At 46.3% G+C, this 17887-nt stretch carries 21 protein-coding genes; 10 read left to right on the top strand and 11 right to left on the bottom strand.

The window, feature by feature from the left end:
- Window positions 1-22: 22 nt before the first annotated feature.
- A complete protein-coding gene (locus tag ACZ5NB_RS06895) occupies window positions 23-754 on the bottom strand; it encodes an START domain-containing protein (protein WP_460232296.1) in 732 nt (243 codons plus the stop codon).
- Window positions 755-760: 6 nt separating this feature from the next.
- On the bottom strand, window positions 761-1465 hold the full coding sequence (locus tag ACZ5NB_RS06900; RefSeq protein WP_460232297.1) for an START domain-containing protein: 705 nt from the start codon (window positions 1463-1465) through the stop codon (window positions 761-763).
- Between the two features lie 244 nt (window positions 1466-1709).
- Between ACZ5NB_RS06900 and ACZ5NB_RS06905 the strand changes: the two genes are divergently transcribed.
- The 3 genes from ACZ5NB_RS06905 to ACZ5NB_RS06915 are packed head-to-tail and all read left to right on the top strand — an operon-like array spanning window position 1710 to window position 4205.
- Window positions 1710-2999: a hypothetical protein gene (locus ACZ5NB_RS06905; RefSeq protein ID WP_460232298.1), complete on the top strand. Its 1290-nt coding sequence runs from the start codon at window positions 1710-1712 to the stop codon at window positions 2997-2999.
- Window positions 2959-3681 carry an OmpA family protein gene (locus tag ACZ5NB_RS06910; RefSeq protein ID WP_460232299.1) on the top strand — a complete coding sequence of 241 codons (723 nt, stop codon included), beginning with the start codon at window positions 2959-2961 and terminating at the stop codon, window positions 3679-3681. Before ACZ5NB_RS06905 ends, ACZ5NB_RS06910 begins: the two co-directional genes overlap by 41 nt.
- A 5-nt stretch (window positions 3682-3686) precedes the next feature.
- The gene (locus ACZ5NB_RS06915) at window positions 3687-4205 is read left to right on the top strand and encodes a hypothetical protein (protein ID WP_460232300.1); all 519 of its coding nucleotides are present in this window, start codon (window positions 3687-3689) and stop codon (window positions 4203-4205) included.
- Window positions 4206-4227: 22 nt separating this feature from the next.
- On the opposite strand, the gene ACZ5NB_RS06920 is transcribed toward ACZ5NB_RS06915, so the two are convergent.
- Window positions 4228-4458, bottom strand: a complete 231-nt coding sequence (locus ACZ5NB_RS06920) for a hypothetical protein (RefSeq protein ID WP_460232301.1) — start codon at window positions 4456-4458, stop codon at window positions 4228-4230.
- Window positions 4459-4790: 332 nt separating this feature from the next.
- Here ACZ5NB_RS06920 and ACZ5NB_RS06925 point away from each other — a divergent pair, with 332 nt between their 5' ends.
- Window positions 4791-5105 carry a BolA family protein gene (locus ACZ5NB_RS06925; protein ID WP_460232302.1) on the top strand — a complete coding sequence of 105 codons (315 nt, stop codon included), beginning with the start codon at window positions 4791-4793 and terminating at the stop codon, window positions 5103-5105.
- An 85-nt stretch (window positions 5106-5190) separates the two neighbouring features.
- Here the strand turns inward: ACZ5NB_RS06925 and ACZ5NB_RS06930 are convergent, their stop codons facing one another.
- From ACZ5NB_RS06930 to fnr, 3 genes are all read right to left on the bottom strand, one after another.
- Window positions 5191-5721 (bottom strand): hypothetical protein, encoded by a 531-nt coding sequence (locus tag ACZ5NB_RS06930; protein ID WP_460232303.1) that lies wholly within the window; start codon window positions 5719-5721, stop codon window positions 5191-5193.
- A 402-nt stretch (window positions 5722-6123) separates the two neighbouring features.
- Window positions 6124-6708: a DUF4202 domain-containing protein gene (locus ACZ5NB_RS06935; protein WP_460232304.1), complete on the bottom strand. Its 585-nt coding sequence runs from the start codon at window positions 6706-6708 to the stop codon at window positions 6124-6126.
- Window positions 6709-6762: 54 nt separating this feature from the next.
- Window positions 6763-7518 (bottom strand): fumarate/nitrate reduction transcriptional regulator Fnr, encoded by a 756-nt coding sequence (gene fnr, locus ACZ5NB_RS06940; protein WP_460232305.1) that lies wholly within the window; start codon window positions 7516-7518, stop codon window positions 6763-6765.
- Window positions 7519-7829: 311 nt separating this feature from the next.
- Here fnr and ACZ5NB_RS06945 point away from each other — a divergent pair, with 311 nt between their 5' ends.
- Window positions 7830-8972 (top strand): DUF484 family protein, encoded by a 1143-nt coding sequence (locus ACZ5NB_RS06945; RefSeq protein WP_460232306.1) that lies wholly within the window; start codon window positions 7830-7832, stop codon window positions 8970-8972.
- On the opposite strand, the gene ACZ5NB_RS06950 is transcribed toward ACZ5NB_RS06945, so the two are convergent.
- The 5 genes from ACZ5NB_RS06950 to trmL all read right to left on the bottom strand — a co-directional run bounded on the left by ACZ5NB_RS06950 (window position 8905) and on the right by trmL (window position 13445).
- Entirely contained in the window at window positions 8905-9759 is an 855-nt protein-coding gene (locus tag ACZ5NB_RS06950; protein WP_460232307.1) for a glutaminyl-peptide cyclotransferase, read from the bottom strand. The two genes, ACZ5NB_RS06945 and ACZ5NB_RS06950, sit on opposite strands and share 68 nt — an antisense overlap.
- A gap of 65 nt (window positions 9760-9824) precedes the next feature.
- Complete coding sequence (locus ACZ5NB_RS06955; protein WP_460232308.1) at window positions 9825-10193, bottom strand: late competence development ComFB family protein; 369 nt, start codon at window positions 10191-10193, stop codon at window positions 9825-9827.
- Between the two features lie 101 nt (window positions 10194-10294).
- Entirely contained in the window at window positions 10295-12421 is a 2127-nt protein-coding gene (mnmC, locus tag ACZ5NB_RS06960) for a bifunctional tRNA (5-methylaminomethyl-2-thiouridine)(34)-methyltransferase MnmC2/FAD-dependent 5-carboxymethylaminomethyl-2-thiouridine(34) oxidoreductase MnmC1 (RefSeq protein ID WP_460232309.1), read from the bottom strand.
- A 6-nt stretch (window positions 12422-12427) separates the two neighbouring features.
- Window positions 12428-12970, bottom strand: coding sequence for a flavodoxin FldB (gene fldB, locus ACZ5NB_RS06965; RefSeq protein ID WP_460232310.1), 543 nt, complete (start codon window positions 12968-12970; stop codon window positions 12428-12430).
- A gap of 10 nt (window positions 12971-12980) precedes the next feature.
- The gene (gene trmL, locus ACZ5NB_RS06970) at window positions 12981-13445 is read right to left on the bottom strand and encodes a tRNA (uridine(34)/cytosine(34)/5-carboxymethylaminomethyluridine(34)-2'-O)-methyltransferase TrmL (RefSeq protein WP_460232311.1); all 465 of its coding nucleotides are present in this window, start codon (window positions 13443-13445) and stop codon (window positions 12981-12983) included.
- A gap of 231 nt (window positions 13446-13676) precedes the next feature.
- On the opposite strand from trmL, the gene pilM reads away from it, so the two are divergent.
- Genes pilM through mshL form a run of 5 tightly spaced genes read left to right on the top strand, consistent with a single transcriptional unit; the run spans window position 13677 to window position 17887 of the window.
- Window positions 13677-14612, top strand: coding sequence for a type IV pilus biogenesis protein PilM (gene pilM, locus ACZ5NB_RS06975; RefSeq protein WP_460232312.1), 936 nt, complete (start codon window positions 13677-13679; stop codon window positions 14610-14612).
- Window positions 14609-15223 carry a hypothetical protein gene (locus tag ACZ5NB_RS06980; protein WP_460232313.1) on the top strand — a complete coding sequence of 205 codons (615 nt, stop codon included), beginning with the start codon at window positions 14609-14611 and terminating at the stop codon, window positions 15221-15223. The genes pilM and ACZ5NB_RS06980 overlap by 4 nt, the downstream gene beginning before the upstream one ends.
- The gene (locus ACZ5NB_RS06985) at window positions 15220-15912 is read left to right on the top strand and encodes a hypothetical protein (RefSeq protein ID WP_460232314.1); all 693 of its coding nucleotides are present in this window, start codon (window positions 15220-15222) and stop codon (window positions 15910-15912) included. The genes ACZ5NB_RS06980 and ACZ5NB_RS06985 overlap by 4 nt, the downstream gene beginning before the upstream one ends.
- Window positions 15905-16225: a hypothetical protein gene (locus ACZ5NB_RS06990; RefSeq protein WP_460232315.1), complete on the top strand. Its 321-nt coding sequence runs from the start codon at window positions 15905-15907 to the stop codon at window positions 16223-16225. The genes ACZ5NB_RS06985 and ACZ5NB_RS06990 overlap by 8 nt, the downstream gene beginning before the upstream one ends.
- A gap of 3 nt (window positions 16226-16228) precedes the next feature.
- Entirely contained in the window at window positions 16229-17887 is a 1659-nt protein-coding gene (gene mshL / locus ACZ5NB_RS06995) for a pilus (MSHA type) biogenesis protein MshL (RefSeq protein WP_464107889.1), read from the top strand.

Below are 17887 nucleotides of genomic sequence, written 5' to 3' on the forward strand. Positions count from 1 at the left end.
CTTGCTATGGACAAATGAAATATTATTGGTGCTCGAGCCGAACTATACCATCGCTAAATGTCAGAGTAGTCCTTTGGTATTTGTCTTCTTTAACGATATTGCGTAGTTGATGTAGCGTCTTCAGTGGTAAATTTTTCAATTGAGACCTTGCAAGCCAGTCGGGCAGCTTACCCGCTGGGTCAACATAATGTTGCCATGTGACTTTTACTTGATTTTGAGATTCTTGCTCCAGTAAGTAAAAGCCATGGGAGTCAACAACGTGAATATATTTGTTGTGATCAATTTTTTCGCAACCAGGGTTCGCTTTGCTGCAGTAATCCGAGGCAGCCTTTAGAAATATTTTTACACTGTGCGTATCATCAGCAACTTCCATTCGTGCTAAAAGGATGATGTCTCGATCTTTGGCCAGAGGTAAATCATTTACCTGATAGACGATTTGTTCCGCATCGTTGACGATATGTAGTGGAAAAGATTCTTTGCACTGATGAACCCATAGTGCGCAAGCTTCTGAGTCCAACAATACAGCAATGATACTGGCCATTGAGCTTTGTACTGTGGTGATAGCTTTAAACTCTGGGATTTTAGATTGAGGGTAAGGGCGATAATATAAGCGAACGCTATATTCTTCAGTCACATGCTCCCAGCCATCCTTGTTATCGTTTTGCGAATGGGCTTTATGTGTTACGCCGAAAAGACTAAGTGCGATTGTAGCTAATAGGGCCCCTGCGACGTAGCGATATGAAGATATTGTCACGATAAATTAATTCACTTGTTCTACAAGGTTTTTCAAATTGTTTAGAGTGATTATTGGGACATCGCTAATCATCATACGGGTCAACCAATCGGGAATCCAGCCCCCTGGCTCTAGTGATTGTTGCCACGAGACTTTGACGCGATTATCGCTTAACTCAATCACTTCGAAAATGCCTTCGGAGCGTCGCACTCTAATATAGTTACTTTGCTTAATCTCGTCACAACTCATTGATTCGCTGGTATCACAATATTCTGGTACAGAGGTTAGCGCAATGATTGCGCGTTGTTGAGCCGTGCTATGTGTTGTGTCGGTGTGGGCGCTGACCGTATCGTAAGTTACGGTACCGTGAACGATAATATCCCTATCGCGAATAATGGGCAGAGAGTTAACTTGATACAAATACGCTTCGCTGTAGCTTACGAAATCCACTACCTCTATCCGTTCACATTGATATACCCACTCATCGAACTTAGCAAAGTTTGTCAAAACCTGCATGACGTCCTGAAAGTCACCGTCGATGATAACCTCGCCTCGAAAACTCGGAATATTGCTATTTGGCGTATCGCGGAAGAATACAGACGTTGCATCCTCTTCTTTAACGAGTGTCCAATCTGGATAGTGTGTGCAGCCTCCGCTAATAAGTATGACGATAGGCACACAAAGTGTTGCGGTTAGGCGTGGGATGCTCGCAAAAAAGTGAGGTCTAGACATAAATTTTAAGATAGCGGTAGTCGATGAACCGTTATCTTATTGAATTTGTGGTTGGGAAGCCATGGTTGACTTCACTGTTCCTGACGGCCATGGGGGTTGATATGGGGGAAGCGGCAAATATTTGCCGTTTTAGCGTGACATTTTACGAGTTCTAGATATTTTTTGTGGTTAGTTCATCAATTGGACCGCAGGCTTTTGAAGCTTCGTCTAAACTTTGTAGAACACCTATCTTTGGACTTTCAACATGGAATTCTTCGCCGGTTTTTCAATACTAACGCTGTCAATACTCGGCGCTATATTCCTTTTAACAATGTGGTTTATAGGGCCTGGATACAACAGCCATAGCGCTACACATTCGCCAACGATTCTGACGAGCGTCGGTATCTTCGGGACCTTTCTGGGCGTTGCGTTAGGCTTGCTGGACTTTGATACCAGTGATATTCAGTCGAGTGTTCCGTCATTGATCGGTGGGCTCAAAACAGCTTTCTGGACCTCTATTGCAGGTTTGGTCGGTGCGCTCTTAGTTAAATTTCGGCATTTGGCCTCAGTGCTCAAGCAGCGGGAAGTGGAAGAGCAATACCGCTCGGCAACGGTTACTGATTTGGCGAATTTACTGAGTGATATTCGCGATTCTTTAACGAAGGATACCGGGAGTGGTTTACGCAGCACACTTGTATCTATGCATAAAGATCAAGAAAAACAAATGCTTGCGCTTAGTGAATCACTGCAAAGTTATGAAACTCGAATGGTCAAGGCCAATACGGCGGCATTAATTAGCGCACTCAAAGAGGTCATGCGTAATTTTAATACACAAATTAATGAGCAGTATGGCGATAATTTCAAAGAACTTAATAGCGCAGTCGGTAAGATGTTGGAGTGGCAAAAAAGCTATAAAGTTGAACTTGAAAAACTACTTACAACCCAGCAATCAAATGGTGATCTACTGGATAAAGCCAGTCAGGCCTACGAAAAAACAGTCGCTCATACCGAAGTATTCTCTGATGTATCTCATTCGCTAGGTACGATGCTGAACGCTTTGCAGAGTCAGTCCGAGCGGTTAGATGCGTACCTTACACAGCTGGCAAAAGTAGCTGACAAAGCGGCAGAAGGTCTGCCAGCACTTGAACAGCGTATAGATTCAATTACCACGGAATTGGCTCGTAGTGTCACGAGCAACCAGCAACAACTCACCTCAGTATTGCAGTCAGCAACAGGCGCACTCGATAAGACTGTAGTTGAAGTTAATCGTACCTTAAGTGAAACCTTAGTTAACTCTCAGCAAGGCTTGCATACTCATATAGAGAGCATGGTGGCAAGAACGGAAAAGCAAATCATGCGGCTTGATGATGCGATGGAAGATGAATTAGTGAAAGCGCTAAAAACCTTTGGGTACCAATTAACGTCACTTTCCGAAAAGTTTGTTAGTGATTACGCCCCGCTTACAGAAAAACTGCAAGCTGTGCTATCTATTTCAGAAACGGTAACGAATGCCAATGAAGCCCCGCAGCGCAGAATTAGAATCCCCACTCAGTAGTGATATAGAGCACGAGGAGCATTGGATCGCCGTCAGTGACCTGATGGGCGGGCTAATGATGGTGTTTTTATTCATTGCTGTTATCTATATGGTGCAATTGCAGATAGAGTCTCGAAAAATTAAAGATGTGGCTATTCTTTACGATCACTTGAGAACGCAGTTGTACCAGGACCTTTATGCTGAGTTTAAAGAGGATTTGCCACGTTGGGGCGCTGAGCTTGACCGTGATCTTGCGGTTCGCTTTTACAATACGGAGGTTCTTTTTGCCAGAGGAGAGTCTGATATAAAACCTGCTTTTCAAGATATTTTAAGCGATTTCTTTCCTCGATATGTTGCGATTATAACCTCAGAAAAATATCGCGATGATATTCTTGAGGTGAGAATAGAGGGGCACACCTCTAGTGGCTGGGGGTTGGCGACCGGTATCGAGGAAGCTTATATTTTAAATATGCGCTTAAGCCAAGCTCGAACGAGAACGACGCTGGCGTACTTATTGGCCTTACCGTCTTTATCGGAAGACCGTCATTGGTTGACACGTTATTTGACAGCAAATGGATTAGCTTCATCAAAACCCGTGCTAGATGAAACAGGTAACGAAGACCCAGAACGAAGCCGGCGGGTTGAGTTTCGTGTTCGTACTGACGCCGATTCTCGCATGGCGTCGATTCTGCAAGACCTCTGAATGATATGAAATTCCCTGACTTTTTAGAATTTGAGCCATTTAATCAAATTAGGCAAACAATGGGTGCCACCAAGCTGGGCGCTTTTGAATTTTTTGATGCTAAAGTACAACTCAGCGCTTACGAAAGAATGGCACTACAGAAAGGGTTGGTCATTGCCGCATCTGAGCTTCGTGTGCTACCGGATAAAACGTTAGCATGGAAAAACGCACGAGTTATCGCAATGGCAGTTGAGGGCCAACCGACGGTCACACAATATCATTTGGCCGGGTGCGAAATATTCGATGAGATTGCGGGTGGGGTGACATCGTTGACCGTCGCTACGGATGCTCCGCACACGTCTGATAGCGTTGTGCAAGTTTGCGAGCAATGCTTGCATACTCTGAATTACTCAGGTTTCGATGCGGTTCGGGCTCGTCATCAACGCTATGCGCAACATGTGCTGCAAACGTTTAAATTATCTGAATATTTTAAGGCTTACCCTTCGTATCCCATTACAGAAAAAAAGACGTCATTACTTTTTTAAGACGTGCGGGAAATCAACGGCGTCAACTTAACTCACGGCCTGGTGGTTGAAGCGATACGTTTGGTGACTCATCACCTTGATGAGTAAACGCGTAGTAATCATCGGCGAGTGATTTATCTGGAGATCGTCTATCGGTTGATTTGCGGCGTTTGCGGTTATAGAGATCTATGTCGAGCTTCTCACAGGGATCATGGTCAGTACGGCGATCATTATTACGTCGATCGATAAAGACTGGAGAGTTATGGCTATTCATTTTCTGGACCTACCTTCAACCCTGAACATGCAAAAATCTCAGAGCGACAACTAAATTTCAACGGGTGCGCCTAACGCTCACAACGACTGTTAAAAGATCTTGAGCGACAGAATCGAGGTTAATGCTAAACGCAAATAATGGTATCCGCTAATATCGAATTACGATTCCCGAGTCCTTCGTTATGCTTTGAATACCACTATTGGTTAATTTTTAGCACAAAAGGCGTAAAAATCGAGCGTGTAGGTGTAAAAATAACCGAAAATGGCGCAAATATCATCGTTGATCAGCGTTATAATTTCCAAAATTATTGGCAAGCCTAATTAGGAGCTATAGTGGTTATTCAGCAGATGATCGACAACAAACTAGTACAGGGGTTGCAGCCAGTTCACCTCGAAGTTATTAACGAAAGTCACATGCACAGCGTACCGGAGAATTCTGAAACTCACTTTAAAGTGGTTGCGGTCAGTGAAAGCTTTGAAGGCAAGCGGCCCGTGCAGCGACACCAGCAAGTGTATCAGCTGCTACAAGAGGAAATGAGTCATGGTGTACACGCCCTGGCTCTGCATACTTACACGCCGAAGGAATGGTCAGAACAAGTCAGCGTGACGGATTCACCCCAATGCTTAGGGGGAAGCAAAGCGGAGTAGTTTAGGGTGAAGGACCCTTACTGATTACCCATAAAAAGCCCGTTAGGGCTTTTTATGGGATTGTTGAACTCAACGTTTAAGGCAATTAATTTCGAACAAATTGACCTTTGAGCATCATGACAGTCTTATGATCGTCCACCATCTTGAAGAGTGAATCAAACTTTCCACCAATGATGGCCGTAGGAGCGGTTTCTTCACTTTCAGCGACATAAGTGACGCCATTAATCGCACTGGCGAGTTCGCTGGCTACGTCGTCCATTGCCGAGAAAATCTCTTGAGTGGTTTTGTCGTCTTGAAAAATTCGACCGTTTTTCGTTGCGACAAAGTAATTGTCACATTCGACCAGCCATTCTTTGCGTTGCTCCACAAAGTTTTGAATGTTTTTCATGCGGCGCTTATGTTGGATATTGATGCGGGTATCGCGGTACTTTTCCAAACTTCGCACATCACCTTCTACAAATGACGCTTTAGTATCCTCGCAAAATTTCCAAGACAGGTAGCCAGGGAATTCTGAACCTTGCAAGGCTTCCGCTCTATCGCGTTGGCATGCTTCATCACATGCGAATACTGGGAATGCTAACGCCAGCAGGAAACTGAGACCGAATAATTTTTTCATGGTGGTGTCCCTTATAATTTTATGTTGTCAGAGTAAACATCACACTGTTGTTGTGATGTATATCACAGGCCAAAATCAAGTCAACGCCATTACTTAGCTCGTAACTAAATAGTCTTAGGAACTGATTTTTATAATCAAATGCACCAAATTGTGGCTATTAAAGCGCTTAAATCGCTATTCTGAGGTTATAAAAACCCTAATTGTGTTTAATAATTGACCATTTTTGAGGTGTTGGAGCGATCCGCATTTCAGCAGTTTTTTCGACCGTTCATTCTCAAATGGCGCACAATCCGACGTTGGCTGTCACTCTTTTTTGCCTGTGTAGTCACGGAATAACGGTGTTTGACTGTGCTTAAGATGAAGCATCAGGGGAGAGGGGTGCCAGAAGAGGGCAACGAACGACTAAGCGAGTGCTTTCTCAATAACCGCTTTTTGCGCATCACTGAGAGTCAGTTTAAGCGCGGCATCTTGGCCTTTCTGGCTCATTTTGGCCCAGGTTTTTTGCACTATCGTAATGAGCTTCTCTGGGGCTTGGGTATTCGCAAAACCGGTCAGATAGAACTGGATGAACACCAAGCAAATAACGTCCTCAAGCGTTTGAGCATCACGGTTGTTACGTAATTGGGCTTTGGTAAGTAGTACCTTGGTGGCATCAATAGTCGCCTCATCGTAGCCGTTATCGCCCATCAACTCGGCCACTTGTTCTGCATGAAATTTACCTAACTCTCGCCGCCATTGAAGGTATCCAGCCCGTGTTTTGGGGTATTGATCACGGGGGATGGCCCAGCGCTTGATGTGTTGTCCGCGTGCGGCAATCTGTAGCGCTTCACTTGCGTCTGGTGCGTAAGTCGCCAAGCACTCGCTCATACGCCTGCCATAGATCAATTCTTTCGGCTGCGGTTGCCCATCAACGACTTCGGTGTTTGCGTCTTCACTGTTAACGTGATCAATAGCGGCAAGTGTTTGCTGGAGGCGAGATTCAGTCATCGGTGCTACATTAGATTTTGGTAAAAAGTAAGGTAATGGCGGGAGTAGCTAATGCTACGCCTCATCTACGACATTGACATTCGCCATCTTTTTTAGCGCATTAATGTCGAGAATACTTATCTCTTTTTTATCTGCAGAGATGAGCCCTTGTTTTTGAAAGCGGCTCAAGGCTCGGCTAACAGTTTCGACGGTTAGCCCAAGGTAGTTGCCTATATCGGCGCGGGACATGGGCAGGCGAAATTCGGTCGCAGACAAATGACGGCGTCCATTACGTGCAGAAATACTCAGCAGTAAAGTGGCTATACGTTGATCAGCACTGTTTTTACTGAGTAACGTAATGAGTTGCTGATCGGTGCTAATTTCCCGACCGAGCAGACGGAAAAGATACCGCTGCAAGCTGGGCAACTGGGCGCTAAGCTCTTCTAATCTGGAGAAGGGAATTTCACAGACGGCGGATGTTTCTAATGATATGGCCGCATTGGTATGGCTGCCTGTAGCGATACCATCCATGCCTAGGATTTCTCCCGGTAGGTAAAAGCCTGTGACTTGCTCTTGTCCTTCGCCTGTAATCGATATTGTTTTCACCGTCCCGCTGCGCACAGCATAGACGGACTTGAACTCGTCTTGTGGGTGGAATAAGTACTCGCCTTTCTGCAATGGGCGGCCGCGCTGGATGATTTTGTCGACTTTTGCGACATCATCGACGTGCAGGCTAATAGGGAGGCAGATGGTATTAAGGCGGCAGTCACCGCAAGAGATATTTGGGTTGACGTGACAACGAGGATACACGTTACAGGAGGTTTCGGTCATAGGATTTATCCACACTCTCGCCTAGTCGTTAATCAAGCCCATAAGAGGCCTTTAGCACCTCATTTAGCGGGGCTCAAGGGTAGGGTAAGAGTGGCAAAGTGTCAAAAATATCTTATTTAAAATCAATCAAATGCGTGGTGCATAGTTTAGTAAAATACTGGGTTAAAGGAAGGCATTCATCGGAGAGTTTCCTGAGTTTGGCTGTCATAAGAGCGACGAGTCACAAAGATGAGTGTCTATTTGAAGAATCATGCGACTCTTGGGGCTACAATAGGAAGTAAGCCTGAATATATGAGGATTTAACAGCGTCTATGACCGAGCCCGAGGACTATCAACGTCTGCGTCAGACGGTAACCAATTTGCTGCTCAGGATTGAGGAGAATCAGCAGATTCAATCACGCTTCCATGATTTTGAATTCCAGTTGTTATCCTGCAAACGACTTCAAGAGCTATTAGAGAAGTTGCTATTAGGTGCGACGTCTCATTTTGATCTGGCGGCAGTCAGTCTCATTCTCTACGACCCTGATTATGCCATCTCTGGTTTGTTAGATGACGTTGAGCTTGATGGGGCGAAACACCTCGTACAAGTCCGTCACAATGCCGAGTTTTTTTTCGGACTTTATCAGCAGCAGCCACGGGTTATTTTAGGTCCGCTCGACGTGTTAGCCGCCTCTCGACTGTTTCCTGGTGCGCCTACTGTCGGCAGTGCTGCATTAATGCCATTAATGCGGCAAGACAGGCAAATTGGTAGCCTGCATTTCGCTAGTCACTCCGCGAATCGCTACAGTCCAGATAAGGGGGTTAGCTTTATGTGGCATCTAGCCTCCATGGTGGCTATCTGTATCGAAAACTGTGTCGCGTTAGAGCAGCTCCAGCGTCAAGGCCAGGAAGATACCTTAACGCAAGTGCGGAATCGTCGAAGTTTTGAAGAAGAGTTCACTAAGGAGTTGGAGCGTTCCGCGAGGCATGGCGAGCGCCTATCCTGTATGTTTGTTGATATGGACCACTTCAAAAGTATTAATGACTCCTATGGGCACCAGGTTGGTGACCAATGTCTTCGCCAGGTTGCTAAATTGATTAGCGCAGAGATGCGCAAAACGGACTCGCTGGCGCGCTACGGTGGAGAAGAGTTCGTCGCTCTGTTACCCCATTGCCATCTAGAAGAAGCCGCAACCATTGCCGAGAGGGTGAGACTCGCAGTGGCTAACAACCCATTTTATGAAGCTCCGGATAGGACAATTCCGTTAACCGTCTCTATCGGTTTGAGTACTTGGCAACCGCAAGATGATAACCACGAGAGTTTGCACCAAGTGCGCGAAGGGTTGTTGAAAAACGCTGATTTAGCCATGTACGAAGCGAAAGAAAAAGGGCGCAATCGAGTGGTCACTAATCAGTTTTGGTTGGCGGCAAGGGCAACTTCACCAGATAGCGATACTGCCAACGTTTGCCAGTGACCCAAAATGCATCGTGATACGCATCGTATGCGATCCCATTTAACACATTTTGGCTGCTCCGATTACCACTACGATTGTAAAAACCTTCTTCCTTAAGCAGCGCTTCGCCATTTAATTCCGCGATGACCTTTCCGGTATCGCTGTCAATTCCATAAATAATATGACTGCGCCATTGATTCGCCCAAATGATGCCGTCGTGATACTCAAGCTCATTAAGTTCGCTGACGTTAGACCCGTTCTGTGTGACCGATATTGACTTAATAGGGGTAAAAGACTGAGGCTCGCGAAAAGTTAAAATATGGCTGCCGTCACTCGTAATCAGTTCTGTTCCATTGTGGGTTAGTCCCCAGCCCTCACCTGAATAGCGATAGGTATTCAGTAGTTGGAGGGTTTCTTTATTGAACCGCCACGCAATGCCTGCCTTCCAAGTGATGAGATAGAGTGAATCCCCCATGATCGTTAACCCTTCCGCAAAATATTGCCGAGGAATACTGAGGTTTTCTCTTTTATCGGGTGCCGCGCGAGGATAGCGTTGGATGAAAGACTGGTTGTACAGACCGCTACTCACGAAAAAAGTATCGTCGTCAACGACAAACCCTTGTGTGAAAATTCGCTTATCTCTCGGTTCTTTTTTTTCAATCTGTAACGGGATTTGGTGTATGGCATCGGCGTCGCAAAACACAGGCATTGCCAATAGGGTAAACAAAGCTAGGACAGTGGCCGGTAAACGTGCACCAACGGCAAGAGCAGAAAAGTTATCAAGCGAGTCAATCGAATTTTGTTGCATGCGCCGAACCCCAGTTAAACAGGAGCATATTATGGCGCTGATTGGATGAAGTTGGAATGCTGTGGCTAGTGCTCTCCTAGATCGCGGTCGGGACTGATATCTTCCTGCTCGATGGGCTCGTCCTCAACGTCGTCTCTTCTACCTCGACTCGTGACATACTCAAGTGCTTCGCTGACTGAACGTGTAACTTTGTCATGGATTTCTTGAAGTTCTACCGGTGATAAGAAAAAAGTCATGTCGACATCATAACGAATATAGCGAGGTGGCAAACGATTCAGAGCGACACACGCAACATCGGCACAGAAATCCTGGTCTTCTATTGAACGGCTGCTCTGCTGTGCAATTTCTTCGAGTACAAGGCGTTCGTAATAGTTGTGGATACTGTCGAGCCCTGACGGCAAATTTTCGTAGATATGTCCAGTGTTAAGCCACATGGTCTGTCCTCTAGCATAAACGTAAAGAGCGTCGTGAAAGGTGAAATGCAGGTGTTTACCTAAGTGTAGACGCTTGCGCTGAATTGCCCAATTACGTTCACTTAACGTTTGTTTCTAATCAGGTCTCTAATCAAAAAACGGGCGGGGTTAAGGGCTGTGGCGATATCTTGGCTGACAGGAAGGGGCGTTTGACACATCTGCGCCGCCAGTATTTGAGCGCTTAGAGGGCTGTATGCAAGGCCGCGAGAGCCGTGTCCAACATTTATAAATAAACCGGGTAGATAGGGCCCTGTTTTTGGGATACTGCAGTGAGCATTTTTACCCAGCAGAGCGAATGTTTCACAGAAATCCCGTTCATTGGGGGCTGGTCCAACAATGGGTAAATAGTCAGTTGTCGTGCAACGCAGTGCAGCGCGACCACTGAGTGTAAGAAGTACCTCATCATCAATATTATTTAGGCCTTTGGCTGCCTTTTTAATGTGTGAAAGGTTTTCTTGGTGGTCTAAAGAAGTACATTCCAACGATAGATTGGACTGACAAAATGTCGCGCCAAATGTTTGTTGTCCCAGTGCATTGGCCGGAGCAATGTAACCTTCACCGCAGATGACTGCTTTCAGTTCTGGGATTATCGCGGTCGGGCTGACACTGACTTGGCCTCTGATAGGTTTGCATGGTAGGTGACTGGTTTGAGGGAGTAGGCGGCAGTCGTTGGCATTCGCGATGACGACATGAGAAAACTGAGCCCGCTTTCCAGACCTAAACGTTAAAGACCATTGATCTTCTTCGGTGATGTAGTCCAGGCAATCAAGTGACATGTTTCCACAAAACTCGATCAGTGGGTGGGAAAGCAGTGCTTCACAGACTTTTGGGGGGGCAAGCCATCCTAAACGCGGAAAATAGATGCCAGTCTTTGATTGGTTGTCTTGCGAGGAATCAGAAGTGGACCTAAAACTAATGCCCGTTACCGCCTGCATTTCGTCATAGTCTAAAAACCGCATGAAGTTCTGCGCATGAGCAAACAGCTCGTGGAGCAGTGGTAATTGCTTTTGGGCGGCAGGAGCGGTTGCCAGCTGTACTACACCGCAAGCTTGTCCGATTTCTGGGTCTGCGAAAAATGGCGCATAGTGTTGTTGAGCGAAAAGCAGCGAAGCTAAGTTGAATTGTGCAAGGCCGTCGTTGTCTTTGGAAAGCTTGCCATACACGATGCCTTGTGGGTTGCCGGAAGCCCCTTGTGCGCAACGTGCTTCGCGATCAAATACCGTTACACGTATGCCGCGTTTGGCCAGTGCAGCGGCGGTATGACAACCGGCGACACCGGCACCGATAATGGCTATTCTAGCAGGTAGCTGTTCGTGACATTCAACGCGATGACGATTCACGAAGTCGACTGGCCAGGGAATAGGTTCCTCACTGCGCCGGCTGGAGAGATTAAAGCTGTCTAAACTGGGTTTGGGTTGCGGAACATATTGGGCGCTGAGCTGTTCGCGTTTGTGGCCGAATCCAGGGTTTTTTGAAATTGAAAACCCTGAATTGGTTAAGCCTTTTTTTACAACCCCTGCGGTAGTAAACGTTCCAAGTGTGGTGTTAGTGTGGCTAAGGTTCGCAAGTGTTTCGAAGAGAGCAGGTTGCCACATGTCGGGATTTTTGGAGGGGGCAAAGCCGTCCAAAAACCATGCATCGACGCCAGCGAAGTTCGCGGCGGAGAGTGCCGTGTGTTCGCTTTGCTGGAGATGTCTCAGCCCGTCTATTGCGTCGTCAATAATTAATGTTAAATCGATATTGTCTTTGAATTGGAAAAACTGAAACCCTGATAAATGTAGGCCTGTATAATGGGCTAACAATGCATCTGCCCAAGGCTTGAGTTCGGGCCATAGTGACATGGCGCGTTGCATATCCGGAAGGCTGAGAGGGTATTTCTCAACGGCGATGTAATGTAGCCGTGAATTCTGAGAATTGCCATTACATTGTCGAACCTGGTTCCATAGTTGGCAGGTCGCGAGAAAATTCAGACCAGTGCCAAAGCCTGTTTCTGCGATGACAAAACTTTGCCGGGGCTTTAGTCGTGAGAAGCGCTTTTCTAACTGATTTTGTTGCAGGAATACATGGCGAGTTTCATCAAGCCCACCACCTTTTGAAAAGTATACATCGTCAAACTGATTTGAGATGGGGAGGCCCTGCTCGTTCCAGGAGATCGTTGCGTGATGTGTTTTCGATAAATCGCTCTGCATACTGTGTTATGAGGTTGACTGAGATTTGAATTCGGTGCAAAGAATTTTGCACCAAGCAAGAATGCGCTCATCACTCAGGTCAAACTCGTTTTCTTCGTCGAGTACCAAACCGAAAAAATGTTGCTTGCCTTCTGTGAGTGCGAGTGAATTCTCGAACTCGTAGCCTGCCGCAGGCCAAAATCCAACACATGTTGCGCCGCATTGTGTTACTTCTTGATACAAATAGCCAAGCGCATCTTGAAACCATTCGGGATAACCAATCTGGTCCCCTAAGCCATAGAGCGCAACGATTTTTCCAGAGAGGTCTAAATCGGCGAATTCGCTCCAACGAGCTTCCCAGTCTTCTTGTAGTTCGCCATAGTCCCAGGTGGGTATGCCTAAAATCAGTAGTTCATAATTCATCAACTCGATTAGAGCAATCTCTTTGACGTTGTGAAGGTCGACCTGGAATTGGTTATCTAACGCTACCAGTTGAGCCTGAATTTTTTCAGCCGCAATTTCCGTGTAGCACGTTGTACTGCCGTAGAACAAACCGATTTTTATCGTCATGAACTACGACCTACTGTCCGCCAGGGAAGCCCAGTTGCCGCCAAGCTTCATACACTATGACCGCTGTAGAATTTGATAGGTTCATACTGCGGCTACCGTCAAGCATGGGAATGCGCAGCACTTGGGATGGCGGTAGGCTTTGTAAAATATCTGAGGGTAGCCCTCGCGTTTCTGGACCAAATACAACCCAATCATCTTGGGCAAACGTTACTTCGTGATAAAACTGCGTACCCTTCGTCGAAATTGCAAAAAGACGCTTAGGTTCTTCGCTCTCTAAGAATGCCTCCCAGCTTGAATGGACTTTCATATCTTGCCATTCCCCATAATCTAAACCGGCGCGGCGTAGTCGTTTGTCGTCTAGGACAAAGCCCAGTGGCTCGATGAGGTGCAAACGGCTGCCGGTATTGGCATTGAGACGAATGATATTGCCAGTATTCGGTGGAATTTCAGGCTGATAGAGAACGATGTTAATCATGATGCAATGTAAATAAGAATTCCTAAAGGGCGCGTATTCTGACGCTAATCCACTGTCAGTGACAAGGCTTCTATACAGATAGTCGGCAATACTTTGCCGCTTTCAATAGGGTAGTGGCCGAATAACGAGAAATTTGCTCAAAGACACCCTGACTCAATACCAATAGGGATGCGATTCGATGGTTTGAGTCTATGCTTAATGATGGGAGTTTAACAACCAGGAGTAGGGTGTGTGATCGGTTTGGATCGCTTGCTTGGAGGCAAATTCGGTAAAGGTTACGTTGGCATAGAACTGAGCCCTGACGGCTTAGGGCTTGCGCATGTGCTGAACTCCGGAAAGGGCGCTTCACAACTGAGTCGCTGTGAGTTTTACAGTGCGGATGCGGCAGAAGATATAGATGCTCTTCTTGTTGAGCGAGTGGAAGCATTAAAACTGGCTCGCATTCCGTGCAATTGGGTCATGCACCCCTCGCACTACACCTTGTTGTTAGTGGAATCACCTAATGTACCACCCGAAGAAATGCATGAGGCGATTCGTTGGCGAATTAAGGATTTAGTGCCGTATAACGTTGACGATATGACGCTCGACTATTTCCCTCTACCTGATGATGGCGTGCGATCCGGAAAAAAAATGGTTTACGTCGTGGCTACGGAAACGTCTGAAATTCGGTCGATCATGAAGTTAGCCAAAAAAGCCAATATCAAATTAGCAAACATCGATATCGCCGAGCTAGCGATGCGCAACATTGTTGAGCTGATTGCCGAAGATGAGCGCAGCATTGCTGTGGTCCGGCTACGGCAAGGCGCGGGTAGTTTGACCTTGATACGCGGAGATCAAGTGTATCTTTCTCGCCAATTTGATATTGACTATAACGCAGGCCTGCTAGACGACCTACCCGAAGAATCTCTTATTCTTGAGCTGCAACGATCATTGGATTATTACGATCGACAAATGGGACAAGCCAGTCCAAACAAAATCTACATGTGCGGCGAAAATATTTCGGACGATAAAATCACCAACACCATGCGTAATAGCCTCCCAGGCGATGTGCAATGTTTAGCGCTATCGGACGTAGTCGCAGGAGCTGACAATATTGACGACGCGGTAGCCCAGCAATGTGTCGGCGCCATTGGTGGCGCGTTGCGAAAAATAGGGGGTGCCGCGTGAGACAAGAAGTCAATTTGCTTCGAGTGGACAACGCGGAATCACTCAAGCCGTTGTCTGCCAATGCTATTGCACTGGCGACTGTGACGTTAGCCCTGCTGTTGTGCGTTATATCGGTTTTTATGCTGGTGCAGCAATCGGCATTAAAGCAACGTATCGAAAAAGCAAAACTCGATAATCAAACAATATCTACTCGGTTAGCGCAGCTAAAAGCCTCGAGACCTTTAAGTCAGCGACCACAACTGCTAGCTCAGATACAAACACTGCAGAAACAAGTCCAAAGACGAGAAGAGCTACGTAATATTATTGGTGCGCAGGACCTCGGTAATTTTGCAGGGTTTTCAGAGTATTTAACCGCTTTGGCTACACAAGCGGATGACAATATTGCGCTAACAGATATTCGAATATTAGAGGCCGGGACATTACTTGAACTTGAGGGTTGGACGCGTCGTCCGAGTGTTGTCCCAGGATATCTCTACTTGTTACGTACCGAAGAAGTTTTTAAATCAGTTCGATTTGGTACGTTATCCATTGCGCGAGAAAAAATAGCGGCAGATAAAGCCTATTTCATTTTAGGTAATGAGAACACAATCGCTAGCGAGGGCAATCTATGAAGCAACGCTGGCTGGATATCGCTAAGAAAATAAATTCCCTTACCCTGCGTGAGCGAGGATTGGTATTGCTAACAGCGATTGCTGTTACCTATTTGGTATGGGATTTCCTATTTCTTGGGCCTGTTCTTTCCAATGGAGCCACTCTTGAAAAAGAACTCATTGCCATTGAGCAAAAAAATACTTCAATGGTGCAAGAAGAGAAGACGCTGTTGTTGGCGCTATCACAAGACCCAGATCGCGATCTAAAAGTACAAGTTGCCAACCTCGATACTCGCATATCTGAACTCGACGAAGAGCTCGCGGCGATGGCTGTTGGACTCATTCCTGTCGATCAGCTACCTGTTATTTTGCAGGAAGTACTGGACTCGAACTCAAACCTCACCTTAGTTCGTCTTCAAACCCTACCGGTGGAAACTATTCGAATTGAAGATTCGGATGGCGCGAGTGACATAAGCCCGGACGGTTTTCCTTCACAAGAAGGCGACAATAAGAACGTCTATAAGCACCGAGTACAACTTGAGTTGTCTGGGAGCTATCTTCAATTAGAACGCTACTTGAAAAAACTAGAGAGTTTGTCTTGGCGTTTTTACTGGGATGAATTGGATTTCGATCTACAACAACACCCCAAAGCGAATATCACCCTGGATGTTTATACGCTATCCACAGATGAGGGACTATTCGGTGTCTAGATTACTCACTTTCTTGGCGGTTGTTACGTTCATGAGTACAGGCAGCGATCTTTTTGCACAGGGCCTGAGTGATCCCACGTTACCTTTGGAAAAACGCGGTAAAACCAGTGGCGGTGTGAGCTTGCAACTCAACTCGATACTGATAGCCGATGATAGAAAGGTGGCGGTTATCAATGGGCATGTCATATCCTTGGGTGAAAGTGTCGCTGGGATTCGTGTGGTGTCTGTTGAAGAACAAGCAGTACACGTTTTACATCAGGGTAGAAAATTGCGTTTATCGATGGGTGGCTCGGCCGTCGGAGTAAGGAAGTAAGTTATGCAAATGAAGATATCTCATAGGTGGCTGGTTCGATCGCAGTTAGTAACGACAGGTTTATTTTTGAGTACATTATTGACTGCGTGTGCTAGCCAGCAAGATGAGCAGCCGACTATCGCAGAAACCTTTATGGAAAATAGTATTGAAGAGGCCCGCTCTCAACCTCCTATAGATACGGAACAGGTTTCGCAACGGCTACTGCAAGACGCACTAGGGGAAAAAACACCGAAAAGTGACTTGGAGGTTACATTCGATGTGTCTGTTAGGAATCTGCCGGCACAAACGTTTTTTAAAGGCTTGGTCGAGGGCACAGTGACTAATTTGGTTGTTCACCCAGAAGTGCGAGGATCAGTTACATTAGATCTAAAACAAGTCACGGTCGCCGAAGTGCTCGACGTTGCCCGCGATATATTTGGATATGAGTTCACCTTGCGTAATGGGATTTATACAGTGTACCCAAGAACATTACGTACCGAAGTCTTTGCCATTGACTACATTGATGTAAAACGCCAAGGATCCTCTAATACCAGCGTGTTAGTTGGTCAAGTCCGCTCTAATGACGACAACAACAATAACAGCAATGGTGGCTCGGGGCGAAACTCGAGCGATGCTGAAGTTGCATCCGGTGCGCGGATAAAAACGCAATCAGATGCGGACTTTTGGGCTCACCTCAAGTTGAGTCTAGAAGCGATAGTCGGTATTGACCTTACCGCCAAGCCTCAACTTAACCAACCTATGGTGATGGTCAACCCCCAAACGGGGATGGCGGTTGTGAGAGCTCTTCCAGCAGAGCTGACGGCAGTACGAAAGTTTCTCGAGCAATCGCAATTGTCGGCAGCGCGGCAAGTAATTTTAGAAACCAAAATTGTTGAAGTTAAATTAAATGATGGTTTTGAAGCAGGCATTGATTGGTCAACGATTCAGGGGCAGGTGGGCTACGGCTACAATCAATCACGCAGTAGTCTTGGGACTCCAACTGAAGTGATTGATCAAGCGTTTCAAGCGGTCTTTGCAGTACCTAACATAACCGACTTCATCAGTTTTCTAGACACTCAGGGTAGCGTTCAAATACTGTCGAGCCCTCGTGTGTCGACGGTTAATAACCAAAAAGCGTTGATCCGTGTTGGTTCCGATGAGTTTTTCGTCACAGGTATTTCAAATTCGACGACCACTGGTGCAGCCACGACAACCAGCACCCCCGACATAGAACTCACTTCATTCTTTAGTGGCATAGCGCTGGATGTCACACCACAGATTGCCGATGATGGTGATGTCATTCTGCATATTCATCCTGTGATTAGCGATGTAACAGACCAGCTTAAAGAATTAACGGTGGGTGACGAAGAGTTCTCTTTACCATTGGCTTATCGAGATATTCGCGAGTCGGATAGTATCGTCAAAGCCAAAAATGGTCAGGTCATCGTTTTGGGTGGGTTGATGCAGGAGGTTAGCCGCGAACAAATGGATGTTAAACCTTGGTTTGGCAAAGTGCCTGGACTTAACGTTTTCTTTAGGCGTGATGATGATCAAAATAGAAAGACGGAACTCGTCATTTTAATGCGACCGATTGTGGTGGATGACGATGCGTGGGAAAGAGATATTACGCGTTCTAACAATCGGATCAAAGACATGGGCAACGGCTATAGGGAAAAGTTTTAG

This window comes from Aurantivibrio plasticivorans, assembly GCF_055392955.1.